The sequence below is a fragment of the Ruegeria sp. HKCCD8929 genome (assembly GCF_013031405.1).
Classification (GTDB): Bacteria; Pseudomonadota; Alphaproteobacteria; order Rhodobacterales; family Rhodobacteraceae; genus Ruegeria.
Window position 1 is genome coordinate 1 of the sequence record NZ_WPZY01000037.1, and the last position, 22,192, is coordinate 22,192.

Here is a 22,192-nt window from a genome sequence, read left to right on the forward strand (position 1 = left end):
GTTTTCCGAGCCGTGAATCACGCAGAGCAGCGAAAATCAATGCATCCTGACCCTAGTTCGATACCGGCTAGGGCAGATGAAGCTGAAGCGAAAGACTTGAAACCCAACATGGGCCTGATCCGACGTTTGATGAATCGATGGTCTTGTTCAATGATGTTATTGAGGTATTTCCGCCTGACCATCTCAATCGGTACCGGACAACCAAAGCCTTTCAGCATCTTGTTTATGGCTTTGATACCAGCTGTGTTGGCCCCGCTTTTGTCGATAACAATCTTCCGTGGCAAACCGTTCACCTCAAGCGCACGAGCGAAGAACTTCGTCGCAGCAGCTTTATTCCGGCGCTTGGATAGCATGAAGTCCAGGGTTTTGCCGTGTTTGTCGATGGCGCGATAGAGATAAACCCACTCACCCTTCACTTTCACATAGGTCTCATCCATGCGCCATGAACGGTCGGCAGGACGCTTTTTGTACCGCGAAGCATCAGCTACAAGACCGGCGTATCGGCTCACCCAACGGTTCAGCGTCGCGTGATCAAGTTCAACGCCGCGTTCGGCCATGATTTCTTCCAGATCCCGATATGACACACCGTATCGGAGATAGAAGAAAACAGCATACAAGATCACTTCTTTCGGAAAGTGTGCACCCTTGAATGAGATTATCACGGTCTGCTCCTGTCAATTAGAGCACGCGCTAACAAATCTTCGCTTGAACAGACAGGTGGGAACAAAGTTTGCGACAGAACCATCTACGGCAAGTTCTCGCCCCGGCTGCCCAAGATGGGACCCTCATGTGATGGCGCCCCGAATTTCGACACAGGCGAGATGTGAGGATCTCAATCCAGGGCGCACATCTGCCAGTGGAAGCGATCATGCATGCGATGTGCTTCCATCTACGATATCCAGTGTCGCACCCGGGTTTGGAATGAATCCTGGCTGAGCGAGGCTTTGCGCAGCGATAACACTTCTGAGTCAGTGCCGATTTGCCAGATCCGGGTGCTTGTAAGCCTCGGGGTACTTCATGGGTTTGAACGGGCCCAGAGGGATGACACCGTTCCAGCTTCGGCCAAAATACCCTTGCCGACAGTGATCCAGTGAATTGCTATCTGCCACGCCGGGCAAGGCATAGAAACGGCAAAGCCAGCGCCAGAGGTACGGATAATCGAGGATCTTGGCGCCGTTCAGCTTCATGCGCAGGTGATAGACCGGGTCATGGCGGTACAGGGTCGGAAACAGGCGCAAGTCGGCCTCGGTGAATTGCTCGCCAGTCAGAAACGGACGGCCGTCTCTGGCAAGGCGTGCTTCAAGCTGGGACAGAGTTTCAAAATAGGCATCGAACGCGGCGGCATAGACGCTCTGATCAGATGAGAACCCGGCTTTGTAGGCACCGTTGTTGATGGTGACGTAAATCTGCTCGTTCAACAGGTCGATCTCGCTCCGGACGGCTGAATCGTCGGGATAGAGATTTGGTCGCTTGGCATCGCCAAGCGAACTGCCCAAGGCTTTCGCATGACGATCCAGCATGCGAATGATGTCGGCGCTCTCGTTGTTGACGATGTGGTTGGTCTTCTTGTCGTAGAGGATCGGTACAGAGCGTTCGTCCGCTCCTTCCGCCCTGTAGATATCCCGAACCAGCCTGAAACCCTGATCTGTGCCGGTTTCGGCCGTGCATTCCGGCAATGGTATCCCCGTCACCGAGGCCGCGAGGTCGGGCGCGAACTGCCAATGGTTTGGGCCATCGGGATCATCGTCGGCCGTGCGGTTGGGAAAGGCCACGTCCATCGAAATGCTGTCCTGCAACCCCAGCACGTTGCGGGCCAAGGTCACCCGGTGGCACCAGGGGCAGTTCAATGCGACGAACAGGTGATATCGCCCCGGCTCCGCCGGAAACTCCGGATCGCCTATGGTGTGCCGGAAGCCGCTTATGCCGCGCACGAATTCTCCTCGTGCGCGGCGGGCGGCAGCATTGGACTGATCTTCCTGTTTCGAACGGTCGGTCATGCGGATTGCTTCAATCTCTCAGGCGGTGGTGCAGGATGATCGGCACGGCAAGCTCTTCCTCATCACTCAGATGGCGTTTCAGAAAGGCCTTGATAGCCTCGGACATGTCGTACAGCGTCCCAACCTCCGAACGCGCCTGAGACTCGTCCAGATGAATGAGTTTGATCGCACGATTGGCCGTTCGGGTGTATTGGTCAAGGATCAGGTCGAGATCGGCGTGATCCTTTTCCAGCACGTCCAGCCCGGCGTCGAAGCGGGGATCCGCAGCAGAGAGTTCCGGAAAATAGCTATGGTCTTCCCAGCCGTGATGACCGTGCAAGTTACCGACGAGCGCATTGCCATAGTAGGACAGGCGTCCGGCGTAATCTTCGGGCGAAAGGCTCTTGTCCAGATAGCGCTCCGCATCGGTCCGAACCAGCTCGGCCAAGCGTCGAAACATCCGGTGAGCACCCAGCCAATGACGTGTTTTCTCCTTGAAGCCGGGATGGGCCTCCCAGCTGTCGCGGGGATATTTATCGAGCAAGATCTGCATCTCACGCGGCATGTCGTCGGTGCGGATATTGTAAGTATCAAGCATGAGCTTACTCCTTTCCGCGAGAATGTGTGTTTGACAATTTCACAATATTAGACCCAAAGGCGCACAGCCAATGTCTGTATCTGCACATCGGTGAAGTGGTTTGCGCTCAGGTCCGCCACGTTGCGTTTCGGTATCGTGATGTCGCGCGGTTCGAAACCGTCCACTGAACCATAACTGCAAGCACGTGCCGGTACCTGCATTTGTTTGACATGCGCGCGGACACAGCGGGACTTTTTTGCACCAATCCGTGCGTCCATTCGCCTTCGAAGTGCAGGTTTTCGGGTTGCGACATCTGCAGGGCAATTGCTCGAATTGCACATATCTGCACCGCATCAAACACAAATGGCGGACTTCAATCAGAACAAATACTCAGACTCAATATTCTGGTAATCTACTCTGCCTTTCGTTTCCGGTAGTCCAGCGCCGTCAGTGTTTCCCCGGTGACTGCGTTGGTTTCCATCCCCGGGACAACGTCCGTGTTGTGCGCGGCCAAAACGGTCCAACCTTCGTCAGACAGTTTGGCAACGAAGACCATGATGGCGATACGATCGTCTAACATCTCACCGTCTTTGCCGATCTGCCCGGTCAGTTTCCAGCGTGTGTGAACGATGGCAGCATCGCCACCAATCCATCTAACCTTGACGCGTCGGGCGGAGATCATTGACGCTCGAAAGAAGGTACTGAGGCCGTAGGCATGGGCGCGCTCAATATCGTCGCGGTTGTGCCACCACAGGCCAACCACGTTCACAAAGTCAGCGTCCTCGGCAAAAAGGGAGGCCAGAGCGCGGGCGTCTCTAGCATTCCAAGCCTCGGCAAAAAGCCGAGCAATGTCTTCGGGAGTCTCGGGCACGGGCATACGGTACCGCCAGAATCAGGATGTCATCTTTGTCATAGGTATGACGTTTCAGGATATTGCCCAGAACCTTCGTTTGGTCCAACACTTTGCCGGCCTTTGTCCTGGTTGTTCCTTCCCGGCTTCGTGGTATCCGACCACAACACCGAACTGACCAGCAACGCGATCCTGAAGTAGCAGGAGGACCAACAGGCCGTCTGTGGACATGTATCAGGCAGGGTTGTCGCCAACGGAACCTGCTTGCGCGCTGAGGAATGCTTATACATTTCGAATACATCGTTAACGACGTTGCCGGACACAGGCCAAAAAATCCCAGGGGAGGGAAACATTAGCCTGAAGAAGATGACCGCTGCCCAGCTCAGGCAATTGCGCAAGGATGTGGACGTGGCACTTGGCGCGCGTCAGCGCCAGGACTTGAGTGATGCAAAGGCGGCGGCGGAAGCGGCGGCCGGCAAGTTTGGCTTCTCGCTGGCGGACCTGGCAGGCAAGAGTAGCGGCCGGGCAAATCCAAGGCCGCGCCAAAATACCGGAACCCCTGCAATCTAGACCAAACCTGGACGGGCAAGGGGCGCAAACCGCAATGGATCATCGATGCCCTGGCGGGCGGCGCGGACATCACTGCGCTGGAGATCTGATCGGATACGAGAGGGCGGAACCCGGCCTTTCGTCCAGCGGATTGGAGTGTTGAAACCGATCTATCACAAAGTTTCAGGGTCGATGCCAGGGCACAGGGATGTTTGCTATCGCCAGCCCTGTTTTGATCACGAAGGTATCCGAATGATTTCGTTTCAAGGCGCCCAATTCCCAAAGCCGGTGATCCTATACGCAGTCTATTTTAATGTCCTGTACGGCGTGTCATATCGCGATCTGGAAGAAGTCATGGCACAGAGGGGCGCGACTCTACCATTCACAAATGACGGGAGTAGGCTGCATCACTGAATATCCAATCTGGATATTCTTCCCGCCAGTTTTTGAAAAGTGACGGTATAGTGTATTCAACGGCAACGCGCTGCGCAGCTGAAACATCCTCCCTGGACTTGGCGCCGGCGCATTGCCGGCGTTTCTTTTTGGGGGATCATGTTACCTATTTCTGAACAAAAAAAATCGGACATAACCGATCACGAAGTTCTAAGGATCATCAGGTTCTTGTCGCGAACCCGGGCGCCTTTCAATGAACTGGTGCGAGGAGGGCCGGGCGATCCGTCTTGGAACCTGACGTCTTTTCTGGTGACATCCTACCTCAAAGGCGAACCGGTCACGATCTCGATGCTCATTGACGCCGCCGAGGTCCCGTATGGAACCGCTCAGCGACGCATTCACGCGATGATCGATGATGGCCAGATAATGAAAGTTGCGCGTTCTACCACGGGCAAATCCTTTTATCTGCAGCCAAGCCCGGAGATGTATTCCGCCTTTGTGGATTACATCACCAAGGTAAAATCACTGCTGGCTGAAACAGTCGGGTTGCGAGGAGTGGAAAATGCCGACGAGTTCTACTTTGGCGGGGCTGATTTTGCGCGGGAAATCCTGCCACCCCCACCGCTGCAATCACAACTGGCCGAGAGTGATCAGGAGTTGAAGTTCCTGCTGCACAATGACAATTATTTTTCGGCAATGCGCAACATGTGGGCGGACTACCGCAACAATTTGGGCTCAAGAAAGAGCTTTTCTCTTCACTTTCTTCCCGATCTGCACGAACGACTGCACGAATTCTTGCCGAAATCGGATTTTGATGTGGTCACTCTGAATATGCCTTGGCTGGGTGAGTTTGCAGAGCAGAATCTGCTTACGCCGCTGGATGAATTCATCGAGGAAACCAACATCCGTGTCATGGACTTTCACCCGGCGGTTTGGGCATCCGGGACTTGGGGAAACAGGCAATACGGCGTTCCGATTTACGTGACAATTGAGGCGATGGCGGTTCGCAAGGACCTGTTTTCGGAGCACGAGTTGACCTATCCCCGGACCTTCGATCAAGTCATTGAGGCGGGTCGGCAGCTGCAGGATCCGTCCCGCGGATTTTTTGGTGTCGCGTGGAATGCGGCCCGAGGGATGCCAATCGCCTCAAGCTTCATGATCCTGATGGGCTGCTGTGGCGCACCAATTTTGAACATTCCCCGTGCCCGCAGATATCACAACTGGGCTGACCTTGCCGGCAATAGCTTTCGCCCCAAAATCGACAGCGAGGAAGGGCAGCTTGTGTTGGATTACATGCACCGTCTGGTGGAAATATCACCACCGGACATCCTCCAAATGGACTGGAACCGCCGGATAGAGGCATTTCTGGAGGGCGAGGTGGCAATGGGCTATTGCTGGACCATGCGGGCCGCACGCTTTGACTATGACATCGGCTCCATGGTCAAAAAGCGCGCGGAGTTGATACCGCAACCCAAGGGGCCCATGGGGATGAGCGCCAATCCGACCGGGGGATTTCTGCTAGGAATACCGGCCAATCTGCCGAAATCCCGCGCGAAACTGGCTTTCGAAGCGATCGCGTGGATGGCGTCGCCCGAGGCCATGAAAAGACATGTCACAAACGGGTTGCCTGTGGCCCCGCGTTTTTCGGTCGCGGCTGATCCCGAAGCCGCCGCCTCCTCGCCGATTGTCCGCTTCGTTGACCGGTTGTCGCAACGGGGCATGCTGTGCACGTGGCAGCGCCCGCCTATCCCGGAATATTGCACGATCGAGAGCATTCTCGGGGCGCGGATACACGACGCCTTGTCGGGTGACCTGTCGGACAAAGAGGCGTTGACGCTGGCGCAGGCGGAAGTGGACCAAGTCATGCAGGGCAACGGGCGTTACTGAAGCTGCGCGGGCGGTGTCCAGCCGATGTCGTACGTGTCTTTGAAATACGCCCGAAAATAGTCTTTAAACGCTGGAAATGCAGACGCCAACCTGAGGAATTCCTCTCGATCCATAACCAGGACCTCGGTGTTTTCCAAAGCGCGGACGGTTCCGGTGCGCCGGCTTTCCCCCAGTATCAGCCTTTCGCCGAAATGCCCGCCTGCTGCGATCTCCCGGCTTGTCAGATCACCGGATTTGGCATCTTTCATCCGGACCTCGACCCGTCCGCTGATGATTGTGTAAAATCCATCGGCGCGGTTGCCTGCTTCGAAAATGCGGTCGCCCGCGCGGTAGTGGACCACACGTGTCTGACCGGAGTCTGGGGCGATGTCCTGAACAATGCTACGCGGCATCAGCCCGTCCAGGGTCCAGTTCAAAAAGACCTTCAACCTGGTGGAAGCGCCGGGCAGGAACGACAGGTAGAAGGCGCGCCACAACAGCCAGGCGGGAAACCCGGTCAGGGTCAGACCCATGACCTCGGCCACGCCGCGCTTGCTGCCCAGCGAAGCCATTGCGCCTTTGGATTTGTAGCTGAATGGGATCGGTTGTTTGCCGCCAAGTTTTCGATGGATATTGTCTGCGACGACACGTGCCTCTCGCACCGCAAATTGCGCGGTCGGCGGAGCGAATTCCTGCGGGGCTGTTGCCGCGTCCACCAACGGGACATGCGCGCAATCGCCCAGGGCCCAGGCGTCCTTTACTCCCACAACGGCCAGCGACCGATCAACGACGATTTTGCCACGCTCCGTCTTGATGCCCAGCCGGCGCACGACGCAGGATGGCGCATTGCCGATGGTGGCCACGATGGTGCGCGTCCCGATAACATCGCCGTTCGTCGTTGTGATCGCCGTTCCGGTTGCGCTGGTGATCCCCGTGGACGTTCTGACCTCGATACCGCGCTGCTTCAGCTGTTCGGTTGCATAACAGCGCAGGCGCGGAGGTAACTCGCTGAGGATGCTTTCAGCAAACTCCAGGAGAATGACCTGCACTTCCGACGGATCAATCGACGGGTAATATTTCAAAGACCTGTCGATCAGTTCCTTGATCTCACCGACGGTTTCGACACCGGAAAACCCGCCGCCGACGACGCAGAATGTCAAAGCCTCCCGCTTGACCTCTGGCAGTTGCGTAATGTCAGCGTGTTCAAGTTTTTCAATGATGTGCGCCCGAAGCTTGCTGGCATCAGACAGCGTTTTCATCGCAAGCGCGTGTTCGGACAGGCCGGGTGTTCGTGACAGGTCTGTGGATTGCCCGAGAGCAATGACAAGCTGATCGTAGGGAACCTGGGTTGGACGTTTCTGGACGCCCTGAAACACAGTTACCGTCTTGGATACGAAGTCGATGGAATGGACCCGCGCCTTTCTTGTTTTGACGTGCTTCAGCAGTCCACGCAGCGAGGAAATGGCGTGTGCAGCCGTGATCGATCCCGCGGCAACCTCGGGTAACAGAGGTTGAAACACGAAAAAATTTTGGTCGCTGACGAGCTCGACTTCAACAGATTTTCCAAGGTTTTTGACGAGCGATTTTGCAGCAAAAAGCCCGGCGAAACCGCCACCCAGAATCACGATGCGAGTCATTGTTTCTCCCTCAGCTCAAACCTTGATAGCGGCCAACGGCGGGCAAGAGGGCGGCAAAGATATCCATTTTCGGCAAGATCAGTGCAGGTGCAGCAAGTCTTTTGGACAATTGGAAATATCGGCCATCACGCACGAGAAAATCCCATGCGGATATCTTTGCGGCACCGTCAACGTGAAACGTCTCCAACAATATGGATAGCGCTACAGAAGCCATGCTTGGTGGCGTGACCACAGAGGAGGAGACACCATGAAATCGCTATCGCCCATGAAGCAGCTGGCCGGTGCATCGCTTGCTGTTTTGATGAGTTTGCCTGCCGCTCAGCCGGCATTTGCCGAGGGCTCCGACGGATATGCGGGAAAGCCACGGACCTTGCTGTGGTCCAACAGGGATATCGAATATGTCGACACCTCTCAGTACGCCGAAGAGCCGCCATATGTCATCGGGTTCTCGAACGCCTCGATCTCCAACATCTGGCGTGTGGGCATGCTTCACTCCATCCAGCAGGCCGCCGCCGATAACAGCGATCTCATCGAAAAGCTGATCATCACCGACGCGAACGACGATCCGTCAAAGCAGGTATCCGACATTCAGGATTTGCTGCAGCGCGATGTCGACATCCTGATCGTGTCTGCAGCTCAGTCCGAAGCGCTCGATCCTGTTGTCACCCGTGCAATGCGTAGCGGCGTGCCGGTGGTGATGGTCGACCGTCGCGTGACTTCGGACAACTTCATTTCATTCGTGACCGCATCCGACCACGCGCTAGGCCGGTTCGAGGCGCAGTGGATGGCAGAGACTTTGGGCGGCAAAGGAAACGTCGTGATGCTGGGTGGGATCGCTGGCGCCAGCCCGGCAGAGATCCGAATTGCGGTTGCCAAACAGGTGTTCGCCGAATTTCCCGACATCAATGTTCTGGACCTGCAATACACCGATTGGAGCCCGGCAAAGGGCAAGCAGGTCATGGCGGCGTTGATTCAGAAATACGGCAAGGACATCAACGGCGTATGGTCTGACAGCGGCCTGCAGGGGTCCGGGGCGCTCGAGGCTTTTGTCGAAGCGGGATGGGAAGATGGCAACATTCCCCCGATCACGTGCTCTGATCTGAATGGATGCGTCAAACAAGCGGTGGAACACAAGGTCAAGGCAATCAACTTTGACTATCCACCGGCGATGGGCGGGGCATCCGTCAAGGTGGCGTTGGATGTTCTGGCCGGAAAGCCGGTACCAAAGCAATATGAGGTGAATGCGCAGATTTCGATCACCAAGGGTGACGAAACCGAGTCCGTCAAGGCCGATATCTGGATGGAAGACTACGCGCGCCTTGACCGGCCCAATGATCTGATCCTCTCGACAGGACTTGGCCCGGACTACGACCCAACCTCGTTCAGCGCCGATTATCCCAAGTAGATTAACCAAGAGCGAGCACCCCGGGGGCTCGCTCTTTTATTGAGGAGGAATGAGCCATGCCATTTGACCCAACAGAATTGCGCCAGATCGGCCGGACGAAACTCAAGACCAATCTCCTTGGCCTGGGAACGGTCCAGATAGGTGGCTGGCCGCGCCGCCTGCCCGAAGATGACGCCGTCCGGGTCCTTGACGCAGCCTGGGATGCCGGGCTTCGCACCTTTGACACCGCGCCGATGTACGGCATGGGCATGTCCGAAGAGCGGCTGGGCTGGTATTTGGCCTACAAGCCGAAGGAGTCGTATGTCATCTCGACCAAGGTTGGCCGTATCGTCGAGGACGATCCGAACAACAGTGAACCGACAGGTGACGACGAGTTCTGGAAAGGCGCTCCGCCTCGGATTTATCATTTCGATTTTTCTTATGACGGCGTCCTGCGCTCGGTTGAACACAGTCTGGAACGCACCGGGTTGGACCGGTTCGACATGTTGCTGATCCATGATGCCGATGATCACCTCGATGAAGCGCTTGGCGGGTGTTACAAGGCACTCGACAAGTTGCGGTCCGAGGGAACGGTCTCCGCAATCGGGGCGGGAATGAACCAAAACCCGGCGCTCGCGCGAATGGCGGCCGAGGCGGACATGGATGTGTTCCTCCTGGCTGGCCGCTACACGATCCTGGATCACTCTGCACTGAACGAACTATTCCCGATCTGCGAAAAGCGGGGAACGACGATCCTGATCGGCGGTGTGTACAATTCCGGAGTTTTGAATAACCCGGTCGAGGGGTCGTCTTTTGACTATGTGCCGCTGGACGCAAACTGGCGCGCCAATGTACTCGACCATGGCGTGCGCGCGCCTGCGGATCACGAAACGGGCGAATATTGGCTGAAACGGGCCCAGGCACTGAAGGCGGTTTGCGACCGGCACGATGTGTCGCTGTCCACAGCGGCAATCCAGTTTTCTGCAGCGCATCCAATTGTGTCCAGCATCCCGGTTGGGGCAGGGCGGCCTGAGCGGTTCGAACAGAATATCGCAGCGCTCAAGGCGGACATTCCCGAGGATCTCTGGGCCGAACTGAAGCATGAAGGCCTAATTTCCGACGCGGCACCGGTGCCTGCCGCGACCGAAACCGTTTAGTTGGGGGAAGTGAGATGAGCGACGGCATTCCCGGACTGGCCGGAAGCGACCACATCGGCTTCACCGTTCCGGACATCGAGGAAGCAACCCGGTTTTTTGTCGACGTCATCGGCTGCGTGCAACTGTTCGAAGTGGGGCCGTTCGAGGCCGATGATGACTGGATGACGGAGCATCTGAATGTCCATCCACGAGCGGTAATCAAAACCCTGCGCATGCTCAAATGCCGCAACGGACCGGCATTTGAGATCTTCGAATACACGTCGCCGGATCAAAGGCAGGAATTGCCCAAAAACAGCGATCACGGGGGCCATCACCTTGCGTTCTACGTCGAGGATATGGACGCCGCGGTCGCCTATCTGAAATCTCACGGCGCGAAGTTTCAGGGCAATGCCAGCTACATGGATCAGGGGCCCAGCAAGGGCCTGACCTGGGTGTATTTCTTGGCCCCTTGGGGCATGCAGCTTGAACTTGTCAGCTATCAGGGCGGATTGGCCTACGAGGCGTCGTCGAAAGAAAAGATGTGGTCACCCAGATGACGGACCTGAACGGTGGGCTGGAATGGTTCGGATCGAAGACCCAGGATTGAGACCGCGGTCAATTGGTACTCTCTCAAGCCAATGTGCAGCTTGTGGTGCGCTGTTGGTAGACACCCCGTACCGCGCATTGTGGACATTTGCCGACGAGCGTTGCCTGTCCCGTTTCCTCTCGGGTTTCGACCGATAACTCTCTGAATTCAAAAAAATCTACGGCATTGCCCCCGGTTCCCACAGTCTCGATTCAGTGAATATCGGATCTGGATATTATCGCGGCACATCGTCCTTGGCCCCTCTGCAATAGTGGGAATCACAGAGGAATTTCTCAGAGAGACTATTGGCTCTGGAATTCACCCGCCCATGAGTGCGCTCCGATTGCGATACCGGCGCGTGACCATGAAAGAAGAATTGAGAGAAGGGCGCGAAATGGCGATTGAAACCTATGGCACCATGGCCGTGGATTGGGAAAACCGCATCAACTTTGATCGGTTGCGGACTGAACGCCTGGCCCGCGTGAAGGAGAAACTCGAGAAGTCCGAAATGGGGGCTTTGCTCTGTTTCGACATGACCAACGTGCGTTACATCACGGGAACCCATATCGGTACCTGGGCGCAGGACAAAGTTTCGCGCTGGACCCTCCTGCCGCGCGGCGGAGAGCCGATTTTGTGGGACTTCGGGTCGGCGGCAAAACACCATGCACTGCATTGCGATTGGATGGGCGGCGACGAACGCTCGCGTGCCGGAATTCCTCTGCTGCGCGGGGCCATGACGCCGAACATGGGCCGGGCCGAGGAAACGGCCGACAAGATTGTCCGCGAGCTGGAAAAGCATGGCCTTAAAAACGAGCCGCTCGGCATTGATCTTGTCGAGCCCCCTATCATGTTCGCACTGCAGGAGCGCGGTGTGAAAGTGGTCGATTGTCAATGGCTGATGCAGGATGCGCGCGTCATCAAAACCCGCGACGAAATCAGTCTTCTGACCCATGCCTCAGCCATGGTGGACTTCACCTACGAGGAAATCTATCGCGCCATCCGTCCCGGCGTGCGGGAAAACGAACTGGTCGGGATCGCGTCGAACTTTCTCTACAACAACGGGTCGGAATATGTCGAAGGCGTAAACGCGATTTCCGGCGAGCGCTGCAGCCCGCACCCGCACGTATTCTCGGACCGGGCGCTGCGGCCGGGTGACCCGGCGTATTTCGATATTCTGCACAGCTACATGGGTTATCGCACCTGCTACTACCGGACCTTTGCGGTGGGCAGCGCCAGCCGGGAAATGCAGGATGCCTATAAACGCTGCCGCGACTATCTCGATCAGGCCATTGCGATGATCAAACCCGGTGTGACAACCGGCGAAGTGGCACAGGTCTGGCCAAAAGCCGAGGAGTTCGGCTTCCCCAGTGAAGAGGCCGCATTCGGCCTGCAGTATGGCCACGGGCTTGGTCTTGGTATCTGGGAGCGGCCCGTCATCAGCCGCCTGGTTTCGATCGAACATCCGGAAGTGATTCAGGAAGGTATGGTATTTGCGCTGGAGACATTCTGGCCAGCCAAGGGCAGCCACCACGCTGCCCGCATCGAAGAAGAAATGGTCGTGACCAAGGACGGGGTCGAAGTCATCTCGAAATTCCCTGCCGAGGATCTTTTGGTCTGTGGCCGCCAGTATTGGTCCGGACACGACATGCTGCCGGGTATTCGCCACAGCGAGTCCCATTACAACAACCACCGCGTATTCCCGCAGGCCGAAAAAACGACGCAACCGCGTTTCGGCGCTACCTGGGAAGAATGAGAATGCAATAGCCCTGAACCCGCGTCAGGGCCCGAAGAGGCAAACATGAAAAGTCGAATAGGCTGGATCGGGCTCGGTAAAATGGGCGTTCCGATGGCTCTGAACTTATGCGGCGCCGGTGCCGACGTTACGGTCTTTAACCGAAGCCGGGAGAAAAGCAGGCCATTGTGCGACGCAGGTGCAAATCTGGCGCCCAATGCAAGTGTGCTCGCGGCTCAGTCGGATGTCTTGTTTACCATGCTGTCCGACGACGCCGCACTGCGTCAGGTGCTTTTGGGCGATACCGGCGCCCTGAAAGAGATGCGCAAAGGGGCGATCCTTGTCGACATGAGCACGGTATCCCCGACCGTATCATCGGAAGTGGCTGAAATCGCGAACACATTTGGGCTGCGGTATCTGCGGTCGCCAGTTTCGGGGTCAGTGGCATTGGCGGAATCCGGGGCGCTGACGGTGATGGCTTCGGGGCCAATCGGTGCGTTTGAAGAAGTCCGCAGCATTTTAGGGGCCCTAAGTGCGCGCCAGTTCCATGTCGGTGACCAGGAACAGGCCCGTGTTCTGAAGCTCTCGATAAACATGATGGTGGGTTTCACCGCTGCCATGATCGGCGAGGCGTTGGCATTGGGACTGAAAAACGGCCTCGACCGAACGACGATGCTGGATGTGATCGGCGCCAGTGCCGTTGCTTCACCGCTAGTGGGTTACAAACTCGATGCGCTGAAGGCGCAGGACTATACACCGGCCTTTGAAGTCACGCAGATGGCGAAAGACTTCGATCTTATTCTGGAAGCTGGCCGCAAATCCGCGGTTCCGATGCCAATGGCCGCGCAGATGCGCGAGGGGTGGAGTGAGTTGATCGCCGATGGTGATGCCGAACAGGACTTCTTCAAATATGTCGAGTTGGCAACGCGACGAGCAGGCATGCGCTTTGACGATCGCAGGGAGACGGCGGCATGACTCCGAAATCCGATCTCTTGCTGCAGGCTTGTCTGATCGACGGACAATGGCGAACGGCTGAGGATGATGCGGTTATCACCGTGACCAACCCGGCGGATGGATCCGTTCTTGGCACCGTGCCGAGTTTCGGAGTTGACGAAACGCGTGAGGCGATCTCTGCCGCAAAATCGTCACAGGCTGAGTGGCAAGGCCGAACCGCCAAGGATCGGGCAACCATTTTGCGCCGTTGGTATCAGCTGATCATTGATCATACCGAAGACCTCGCGGCGATCATGACCGCTGAACAGGGCAAACCTCTGGCAGAGTCTCGGGGCGAAGTGGCCTATGGGGCCAGTTTCATCGAATGGTTCGCCGAAGAAGGCAAGCGCATCTATGGCGACGTCATCCCGAGCCCGTGGAACGACCGGCGTATTGTTGTTGTAAAACAGCCCGTTGGTGTTGTCGCGGCAATCACGCCCTGGAACTTTCCGATAGCGATGATCACCCGTAAAGTGGGGCCGGCCTTGGCCGCCGGCTGCACCTGCGTCGCCAAACCTGCATCCGCCACGCCGTTTTCCGCTCTGGCAATCGCGGCGCTGGCGCAGAAAGCCGGCGTTCCGGATGGTGTTCTGAACGTCGTGACCGGATCGGCGCGGGCCATCGGGGGCGAACTGACCGCCAACCCCGATGTGCAGAAAGTGACCTTTACCGGGTCGACCGACATTGGAAAGGTGCTCATGCGTCAGAGCGCGGACACCGCGAAAAAAGTGTCGATGGAACTTGGCGGCAATGCACCCTTTATCGTGTTCGATGACGCTGACATCGACGCGGCGGTCGAGGGGGCCATCGCTTCGAAATACCGCAACGCCGGACAGACCTGCGTTTGCACCAACCGTATTCTCGTGCAGCGCGGCATTCACGACGCATTTGTCGAACGCCTTGTTGCACGTGTGAGCGATCTGGTTGTTGCAGATGGATTTGTGGACGGGGCGCAACAAGGTCCGCTGATTGATCTTGCTGCCGTTGAGAAGGTTGAGGAACACATTGCCGATGCGTGCTCCAAGGGCGCAGTGGTTGCTGCAGGCGGCGTCCGCCATGCCCTGGGCGGATCGTTTTTTCAGCCGACGGTGCTGACCGGTGTCACAACAGAAATGGCTGTTGCCCGAGAAGAGACCTTTGGCCCGCTGGCACCGATCTTCACATTCGACAACGAAGAAGAGGCGATCCGACTGGCGAACGACACCGAGTTTGGACTGGCCGCCTATTTTTATTCCCGAGATATCGGTCGGATCTGGCGCGTCGCCGAGGCGCTTGAATACGGCATGGTCGGGATCAACGAGGGCATCATCTCGACCGAGGTCGCGCCATTTGGCGGGATCAAGGAAAGCGGCGTGGGACGCGAAGGGTCGCACTACGGAATCGAGGAGTTTGTCGAGACGAAATACCTGTGCATGGGCGGGCTGAACGCCTGACGACCCTTCGCCAGCAGAGAGAGACGAAATGCCGAAGACGACGAAAATCAAGCCCATGGCCGATTGGGTGGACATCACAGCCACCGAGGCCGATTGGGCCAAGCTTGGCAAGGCCGAGGCAATCAAGATGCACAATCACCTGCATCTGGTGCGCGCATTCGAGGAAATGGTTCTGGAAATGGATGCACAGGGATTGATCCACGGCCCTGCGCACAGCTCAATCGGGCAGGAAGGTGGGGCCATCGGATCAATTTCGCCTCTGAAACCGGGTGATCAGGTCACCGGCTCGCACCGCGGACACCATCAGTTCATTGCTAAGGCTTTGACCTATCTTGATCGTGGCCATGCCGATCCGCTCACGACAGAATTGCCGGGTGACATTCTGGAATTGCTGCAGAAATCACTGGCCGAAATCATGGGGCTGGCGCAGGGGTATTGCAAAGGCCGTGGTGGTTCGATGCATTTGCGCTGGGAAGAAGCAGGCGCATTGGGCACCAACGCCATTGTCGGCGGCGGCGTACCGTTTGCAACCGGCGCTGCATGGTCGAAGAAACGCAGCGGTAGTGACGAGGCGGTGTTTTCCTATTTCGGTGAGGGTAGCGCGCATATCGGTTCCGTGCCAGAGGCGATGAACTTGGCGGCCCTTTGGGATCTGCCGGTCTGCTTCTTCATTGAGAACAACGGGTTTGCCGTGGCAACAACGGTCGAGGAAGAAACTCGCGAAACCCGGGTTTCTTCCCGTGGGTTGGCCTTTGGCATTCCGTCCTTCCGCGTTGACGGCATGGACCCGGTGTCCGTGCGCGTCGCGACCGAGCGGGCATTGGACATCATGCGGTCTGGCAAGGGACCAACCGTGATCGAAGCGGTTCTGTATCGCTTTTTCCACCATGGCGGCGGTATTCCGGCCAGCGCGTTTGGATATCGCAGCAAAGAGGATGAAATTCACTGGCGCAAGCGCGATCCGCTGATGGTGATGCTGGATGGGCTAAAGACCCGCGGATGGCTGGATGATGACGGCGATGCGACGATAGCAACCCGCGCCAAGGCAGCGATGCAACAGGTCGCCTCGGCATTGACCGTCGAGGAAGGCAACAAGCGGACGGTTATTGAATCGCTCTGGCCGGATACGGCGATGTGTGACGCCGGGCTGCGCGGAGATCTGAGCGAACTGGACGGAAAGCGCTTTGAGGAAGAGGGCAGTTTTTCGGGCCCATTGGCCAAAACCAGATTTGTCGACGCCGTTGCCGAAGTGATGAACCGGCGCATGGCCGAAGATGACCGCATCTTTTGTCTGGGCGAGGACATTCACCGGCTAAAGGGCGGAACCAACGGTGCAACGAAGGGCCTGGCCGAAAAATATCCGGACCGGATCATTCCGACGCCGATTGCCGAGGCCGGGTTCAGTGGCTTGGCAGGTGGCGTCGCGATGTCGGGCAAGTTCCGGCCGGTTGTCGAGTTGATGTATCCGGACTTCGCGCTTGTCGCGGCAGATCAGCTTTTCAACCAAATTGGCAAAGCTCGGCATATGTTTGGTGGCGATGCTGCGATGCCAATCGTTTTCCGCACCAAGATCGCAATTGGAACCGGATACGGCTCTCAGCATTCGATGGATCCCGCAGGGTTGTTCGCGCAATGGCCGGGCTGGCGCATCGTCGCGCCTTCAACCGCGTTCGACTACGTGGGATTGATGAACAGTGCGCTGGCCTGCGATGACCCTGTGCTGGTGATCGAACATGTCGGCCTTTACACGCAAAAGATGCCGGCGCCTGTCGAAGATTACGACTACTTCATACCGCTCGGAAAGGCCAAGGTGGTTCGCGAGGGCAACGCGATGACCATCCTCACCTATTCAGCGATGGTCGAGGAATCCCGCAAGGCCGCCGATGCGCTGGGACTGGACGCCGAGATCATCGATTTGCGGTCGCTGGACCGTGCAGGCATCGATTGGGATACAATCGGTGAAAGTATCAGGAAAACCAACAATGTAGTGGTCGTCGAGCAAAGCCCGTTGACCGTCTCGTATGGCGCCATGCTGACCGATGAGTTGCAGCGGCGGTTCTTTGACCATCTCGATCAGCCGGTTCAGCGGGTTCATGGTGGCGAAAGCTCTCCCAGCGTTTCAAAGGTTCTGGAACGAGCGGCCTTTGCGATGGCTCCAGAGGTCGAAATTCAGCTCAAACAGATGATGATCGATACCGGCCGCGGTGCTCTGGTGGGGGCCTGAAATGGCTGTCGGGAAACCTCCCAGAATGCCGGGGTTGCGCGGTGTAGAGCATATCGGTTTCACAGTCCCCGATCTGGAGCAAGCAACACGCTTTTTCGTCGATGTGCTGGGATGCGAGCAGTTCTATGATCTGGGCCCGTTTCAGTTCGACGACGACTGGATGAAGCGGCAGTTGAACGTACACCCGCGCACGGTGATGAAGAAACTGCGGTTTTTTCGCTGCGGACATGGCCCGAATTTCGAGGTCTTCGAATACGCAGCGCCGGACCAGCAAACTGCCCAGCCCAAGAACAGCGATATCGGCGGGCACCATCTGGCGTTTTACACTGACGATTTCGCAGGCGCGCTCGACTGGTTGCGTGATCACGATGTCGAAATCCTTGGGGAGCCTGTGGCTCGTCACGAGGGGCCATCCGCCGGGCAAAGCTGGGTCTACTTTCTCGCGCCTTGGGGGATGCAGTTGGAACTGGTCAGTTTCCCAAATGGAAAAGGCTACGAAACGACGACGGACAGGCGCCTTTGGAGCCCCGTAAGCCCTTCAAGTTAAGCAGGAAACACTTATGCCCATCGAGATCACAATGCCAGCTCTTTCGCCCACAATGGAGGAGGGCACACTTGCCTCCTGGCTCGTTTCCGAAGGCGACCAAGTTCGCCCGGGCGACATCATTGCCGAAATCGAAACCGACAAGGCAACGATGGAATTCGAAGCTGCGGATGCCGGGACCGTCGCCAGAATTCTGGTGCTAGAAGGCACTGAAAACGTGGCCGTAAACACCCCGATTGCAGTCTTTGCCGAGGACGGCGAGGATGCCGCAACCATTGAAGTGGCGGAACGAAGACCAACTAAAACTTCGGCTGATGCCACAGGTGCCAAGAACACAAAAACCCCCGTGTTGCCCATTGCGCCCGAGGGCGCTGGTACAGGCGACCGGGTGTTTGCTTCGCCGCTGGCAAAACGGATCGCTGTCGAAAACAAAATTGACCTTTCGCGGATATCCGGCACGGGCCAAAAGGGCCGTATCGTCCGTGTCGACGTCGAGGCGGCGCTGAGCAAACCCTTCGAGAAACCACCTCAGGAAAAGCCGGTTGCGCCCGCGCCAACCCAGGTGTCGGATCTCTACTTGGAAGGCAGTTACGAGGTCGTCGAACTGGATTCCATGCGGCGCACCATTGCCCGGCGACTGACCGAGGCTAAGCAGACCGTTCCGCATTTCTATTTGCGTCGAGATGTCGAACTTGATGCGCTGTTGGCCTTGCGGGCGCAAATCAACGCGACAGCGCCCGTGCGGGATGAGACCCGGGCCTACAAGATTTCGGTCAACGATCTGATGATCAAGGCGCTTGCGCTCGCGTTGGCAGAGGTTCCCGATGCCAATGTAACATGGGCTGACGGCAACGTTAGACGGCACCGAGCCGTCGATGTGGCAGTTGCCGTTGCGATTGATGGCGGCCTGATTACGCCGATCATCCGAAACGCCGAGGCCAAGAGCGTTTCGGCAATTTCAACAGAGATGAAGGATCTGGCGGCACGGGCGCGGGCACGAAAGCTGGCTCCTGACGAGTTCCAGGGCGGGACAACCTCGGTATCGAATTTGGGCATGTTCGGTGTGAGCTCGTTTGATGCGGTGATCAATCCTCCGCAGGGCACGATCCTGGCCGTCGGCGCAGGAGAACGGCGGCCTCTTGTCCGTGCGGACCAAATTGAGATCGCGACCGTGATGACGGTGTCGCTTTCTGTGGATCACCGGATGGTGGATGGTGCGCTCGGCGCGGACCTTCTGACCACGTTCAAGCGTTATGTCGAGGCACCCCTGACGATCCTGTCGTAAGACCCTTTGCTTTTATCCGCCGTATGACGAAACCCATGTTTTGTCTGTGGCGTCGCCGCATCGCGCCTTCTCTCCGGCGCGGTGCGGCTTTGCATTCCAGGTGCGGCGCAACGGTTTCGGTCTCCACTGTCGAAGTCGATGCAGCAGCCAAAGAACCGGTGTCAATATCCAAAGCGGATAACTTCGAAGCCATCGGACTTCACCGAAATCGTAACCTTTTTTCACGCACCCACGTGCCGATTCTGAGAGCGCCCAGTTTGGGTCAAGGCGGAATGGGGGAGGGCCCCAAGATTGCGGCCCGGCACGTCTGAAGTTGGAGGAGGACCCAATGAGAATTATTCGTATTGCGGCCGCGATGGCCGTGGCTTCAATCGCTACTGCCGCTATCGCAGGTAACGCTTATACCGGCGCGCCACGTACCTATCTGTACAATCCGGACGTTGAGGTCTGTTTCAACGATACGTCGCAGTACAAAAAGGAAGGTCCCTATACAATCGGGTTCTCGAACGCCGGCCTAGGGGATAGCTGGCGTGTCGTCATGCAACATTCGGTTATGACCGCCGCTGCCGAGCACCGGGACCAGATCGATAAGCTGATCATCACCGACGCCGGCCATGACGACGCAAAGCAGGTTGCGGATATCCAGGATCTGATCTCTCGTGGTGTCGACCTTCTGATTGTTTCGGCGAATACGCAGCAGGCGCTTGATCCTGCCGTGACGCGCGCCATGAAACGCGGAATTCCAGTGGTGATGATGGATCGCCGCATCGCCTCCGACAATTTCGTGACCTTCGTAACCGCGTCCGACGCGATGATGGGCAGACTGTTCGCGCAGTGGATTGTGGAAAAGCTGGATGGCGAAGGCAATGTCGTGATGCTGGCAGGTCAGGCCGGTTCCAGCCCGTCGGAAAACCGTGAAAAGCCCGCGCGCGAGGTGTTTGCGCAGTATCCCGGTATCAACATTTTGGAAACGGTCTATTCCGATTGGTCGCCGGTTAAGGGCAAGCAGGTCATGCAGGGCATGATCGCAAAATACGGCGAAGAGATTGATGCCGTCTGGTCTGCGCACGGTCTGCAAACCCCGGGTTCGGTCGAGGCCTTCCTCGAAGCAGGTTGGTCACCCTCTGATATCCCGCCGCATACCACGGCGGACGTGAACGGCCCGCTGCAGATGGCGATCGAACACGGCATCCCGATGCTTGAGGTCGGCTATCCTCCGGCGATGGGCGGTATCTCGGTGGGCGTCGCGCTCGATGTACTGGCCGGTGCCCCGGTACCATGCATCTATGAAATCAACGCGCAGATAGCCGTGTCCGAGGGTCACAACACTCCGTCGATCCAGACCGACCTGCGTCTGAGTGATCTGGTGGTGCCAAATGGTGCACCGGACATGCTGGTCACTGGCGGCATGGGTCAGGACTACGACCCCACGACCTACACTGTCGACTACCCCAAGTAAGCCGACACCAATCAGACAGGGCAGGGTCTCTTTGGACTCTGTCCAAAACACAGCTGGGGCCAGACATGCTGACACTGACTTCCATATCCAAGTCCTTTCCAGGCGTTAAGGCGCTGGATCAAGTCGACCTCGATGTCCGTGCAGGAGAGATCCATGGATTGCTCGGCGAAAACGGGGCCGGAAAATCGACCCTGACCAAGACGATTGCTGGGGTTTATCAACCCGATGAAGGTCAGATTGAATTCGACGGTGAAATCGTTCACTGGGCTGCCCCGGGCGACGCCAAGGAAGCGGGAATACACGTAATTTATCAGGAGTTTGTCCTGTTCCCCCACCTCACGGTCGCCGAGAATATCTTTTTGGGGAACGAACGCCGCGGCGGACTTGGTCTAATCGATTATGCGCAAACCCGAAGAGATGCGCGAGAGCTTCTGCAGCGCCTGGGCGTTGAGATCAATCCAGATCAGCTCGTCTCCGAACTGACCGTCGCGGACCAGCAGATGGTCGAAATCGCCAAGGCGATGGTTCACAAGGTCAAGCTTTTGATTCTGGACGAGCCGACGGCTGTTATCTCTGGCCATGAGGTTGAATTGCTGTTCAAACGCCTTGAGGCCCTCAAGGCAGATGGCGTGGCCATCATCTATATTTCACATCGGCTCGAAGAGATATTCGAGATTTGCGACCGGGTTACAGTCCTCAAGGATGGACAGTTCGTCGCCGGCAAGGAAATCGGTGAGATCGACCGGGATCAATTGATCGCCCTGATGGTTGGCCGCGATATGTCCGAGCTGTTCCCTGTAAAAGAAGACGACACACCTCCAGGCGAGGTTGTTCTGCGGGCCCGTGACATCTCGGTCAATGGGCGCGTGCACAAGGCCAGTATCGAACTCAGAGCTGGCGAAATCACCGCCTTGGCCGGGATGGTCGGTGCCGGGCGGACAGAACTGGCAATGGGCATATTTGGTGGCTTGCCGCTCAGATCGGGATCCGTAGAGATCGACGGCGAGACCTTCTCGCAGATGAAGCCGGCGCTTGCAATCAGGAAAGGCATTGGGCTCGTGACTGAGGATCGCAAGGGGCAGGGGCTTGCGATGCAGTTGGATGTAGCCGCGAATGTAACCGCCTCGGATCTTGGGGCCGTTACTCAGTCAGGACTGATCAACTTTGCCAAGGAATTCCAAATCGCGGAACAGGAAATCCAGGAATACCAGATTGCCTGCCGCGTTCCCCGTAACCCGGTTGCGACCATGTCGGGGGGAAACCAGCAGAAAGTCATCGTCGCGCGCTGGGCACGGACCTGTTCCAAGGTGCTGATCCTGGACGAACCGACACGGGGCGTCGACGTGGGCGCGAAAACCGAGATTTACCGGATCATGCGGGAACTGGCGGCCAAGGGTATCGCGATCCTGATGATCTCGTCCGAACTGCCCGAAGTTGTCGGCATGTCAGATCGGGTTGTTGTGATGCGCGAAGGCGTCATCACCGGTGAGCTGGCCCAGGGGGAGCTTTCTGAAGAGTCGATCATGCAACTGGCGACCCAGCAGGAAGCGGCGTGAGGGGGACAAATA

Annotated in this window: 17 protein-coding genes and 3 pseudogenes; 15 read left to right on the forward strand and 5 right to left on the reverse strand. The window is 57.3% G+C overall.

Annotated elements, in window-relative coordinates; all coding sequences use genetic code 11:
• Window positions 1-53: 53 nt before the first annotated feature.
• The 4 genes and pseudogenes from GOX53_RS25120 to GOX53_RS25135 form a co-directional block, all read right to left on the reverse strand.
• A pseudogene (locus tag GOX53_RS25120) lies at window positions 54-662 on the reverse strand (IS6 family transposase); the annotation flags it as partial.
• Window positions 663-968: 306 nt separating this feature from the next.
• A complete protein-coding gene (locus GOX53_RS25125) occupies window positions 969-1,997 on the reverse strand; it encodes a glutathione S-transferase C-terminal domain-containing protein (protein WP_171181281.1) in 1,029 nt (342 codons plus the stop codon).
• A 10-nt stretch (window positions 1,998-2,007) separates the two neighbouring features.
• A complete protein-coding gene (locus GOX53_RS25130) occupies window positions 2,008-2,574 on the reverse strand; it encodes a hemerythrin domain-containing protein (RefSeq protein ID WP_171181283.1) in 567 nt (188 codons plus the stop codon).
• A gap of 391 nt (window positions 2,575-2,965) precedes the next feature.
• Window positions 2,966-3,430: an SgcJ/EcaC family oxidoreductase gene (locus GOX53_RS25135; RefSeq protein WP_171181285.1), complete on the reverse strand. Its 465-nt coding sequence runs from the start codon at window positions 3,428-3,430 to the stop codon at window positions 2,966-2,968.
• A 237-nt stretch (window positions 3,431-3,667) separates the two neighbouring features.
• On the opposite strand from GOX53_RS25135, the gene GOX53_RS30370 reads away from it, so the two are divergent.
• From GOX53_RS30370 to GOX53_RS25145, 4 genes and pseudogenes are all read left to right on the forward strand, one after another.
• Window positions 3,668-3,973 (forward strand): hypothetical protein, encoded by a 306-nt coding sequence (locus GOX53_RS30370; protein ID WP_371810431.1) that lies wholly within the window; start codon window positions 3,668-3,670, stop codon window positions 3,971-3,973.
• A 26-nt stretch (window positions 3,974-3,999) separates the two neighbouring features.
• A pseudogene (locus GOX53_RS30375) lies at window positions 4,000-4,062 on the forward strand (transcriptional regulator); the annotation flags it as partial.
• A 142-nt stretch (window positions 4,063-4,204) separates the two neighbouring features.
• A pseudogene (locus GOX53_RS29960) lies at window positions 4,205-4,330 on the forward strand (IS6 family transposase); the annotation flags it as partial.
• 363 nt (window positions 4,331-4,693) lie between these two features.
• Window positions 4,694-6,232 (forward strand): extracellular solute-binding protein, encoded by a 1,539-nt coding sequence (locus GOX53_RS25145; RefSeq protein ID WP_171181287.1) that lies wholly within the window; start codon window positions 4,694-4,696, stop codon window positions 6,230-6,232.
• Here the strand turns inward: GOX53_RS25145 and GOX53_RS25150 are convergent.
• The gene (locus tag GOX53_RS25150; RefSeq protein ID WP_171181289.1) at window positions 6,226-7,848 is read right to left on the reverse strand and encodes an FAD-dependent oxidoreductase; all 1,623 of its coding nucleotides are present in this window, start codon (window positions 7,846-7,848) and stop codon (window positions 6,226-6,228) included. The genes GOX53_RS25145 and GOX53_RS25150 overlap by 7 nt on opposite strands.
• 247 nt (window positions 7,849-8,095) lie before the next feature.
• Here GOX53_RS25150 and GOX53_RS25155 point away from each other — a divergent pair, with 247 nt between their 5' ends.
• The 11 genes from GOX53_RS25155 (at window position 8,096) to GOX53_RS25205 (ending at window position 22,180) form a co-directional block, all read left to right on the forward strand.
• Window positions 8,096-9,253, forward strand: coding sequence for a substrate-binding domain-containing protein (locus GOX53_RS25155; protein ID WP_171181291.1), 1,158 nt, complete (start codon window positions 8,096-8,098; stop codon window positions 9,251-9,253).
• Between the two features lie 56 nt (window positions 9,254-9,309).
• Window positions 9,310-10,389, forward strand: coding sequence for an aldo/keto reductase (locus tag GOX53_RS25160; protein WP_171181293.1), 1,080 nt, complete (start codon window positions 9,310-9,312; stop codon window positions 10,387-10,389).
• A 14-nt stretch (window positions 10,390-10,403) separates the two neighbouring features.
• A complete protein-coding gene (locus tag GOX53_RS25165; protein WP_171181295.1) occupies window positions 10,404-10,925 on the forward strand; it encodes a VOC family protein in 522 nt (173 codons plus the stop codon).
• A 393-nt stretch (window positions 10,926-11,318) separates the two neighbouring features.
• Window positions 11,319-12,707 (forward strand): Xaa-Pro peptidase family protein, encoded by a 1,389-nt coding sequence (locus GOX53_RS25170; RefSeq protein ID WP_217351924.1) that lies wholly within the window; start codon window positions 11,319-11,321, stop codon window positions 12,705-12,707.
• Between the two features lie 45 nt (window positions 12,708-12,752).
• Complete coding sequence (locus GOX53_RS25175) at window positions 12,753-13,661, forward strand: NAD(P)-dependent oxidoreductase (RefSeq protein ID WP_256415904.1); 909 nt, start codon at window positions 12,753-12,755, stop codon at window positions 13,659-13,661.
• Window positions 13,658-15,112, forward strand: a complete 1,455-nt coding sequence (locus tag GOX53_RS25180; RefSeq protein ID WP_171181299.1) for an NAD-dependent succinate-semialdehyde dehydrogenase — start codon at window positions 13,658-13,660, stop codon at window positions 15,110-15,112. The genes GOX53_RS25175 and GOX53_RS25180 overlap by 4 nt, the downstream gene beginning before the upstream one ends.
• 28 nt (window positions 15,113-15,140) lie before the next feature.
• Window positions 15,141-17,336, forward strand: a complete 2,196-nt coding sequence (locus GOX53_RS25185) for a thiamine pyrophosphate-dependent enzyme (protein WP_171181300.1) — start codon at window positions 15,141-15,143, stop codon at window positions 17,334-17,336.
• Window positions 17,337-17,361: 25 nt separating this feature from the next.
• Complete coding sequence (locus GOX53_RS25190) at window positions 17,362-17,883, forward strand: VOC family protein (RefSeq protein ID WP_217351925.1); 522 nt, start codon at window positions 17,362-17,364, stop codon at window positions 17,881-17,883.
• 13 nt (window positions 17,884-17,896) lie between these two features.
• Window positions 17,897-19,165: a pyruvate dehydrogenase complex dihydrolipoamide acetyltransferase gene (locus GOX53_RS25195; RefSeq protein ID WP_171181304.1), complete on the forward strand. Its 1,269-nt coding sequence runs from the start codon at window positions 17,897-17,899 to the stop codon at window positions 19,163-19,165.
• Between the two features lie 328 nt (window positions 19,166-19,493).
• Window positions 19,494-20,624, forward strand: a complete 1,131-nt coding sequence (locus tag GOX53_RS25200) for an ABC transporter substrate-binding protein (protein ID WP_171181305.1) — start codon at window positions 19,494-19,496, stop codon at window positions 20,622-20,624.
• Window positions 20,625-20,689: 65 nt separating this feature from the next.
• On the forward strand, window positions 20,690-22,180 hold the full coding sequence (locus GOX53_RS25205) for a sugar ABC transporter ATP-binding protein (RefSeq protein WP_171181308.1): 1,491 nt from the start codon (window positions 20,690-20,692) through the stop codon (window positions 22,178-22,180).
• Window positions 22,181-22,192 lie beyond the last annotated feature (12 nt).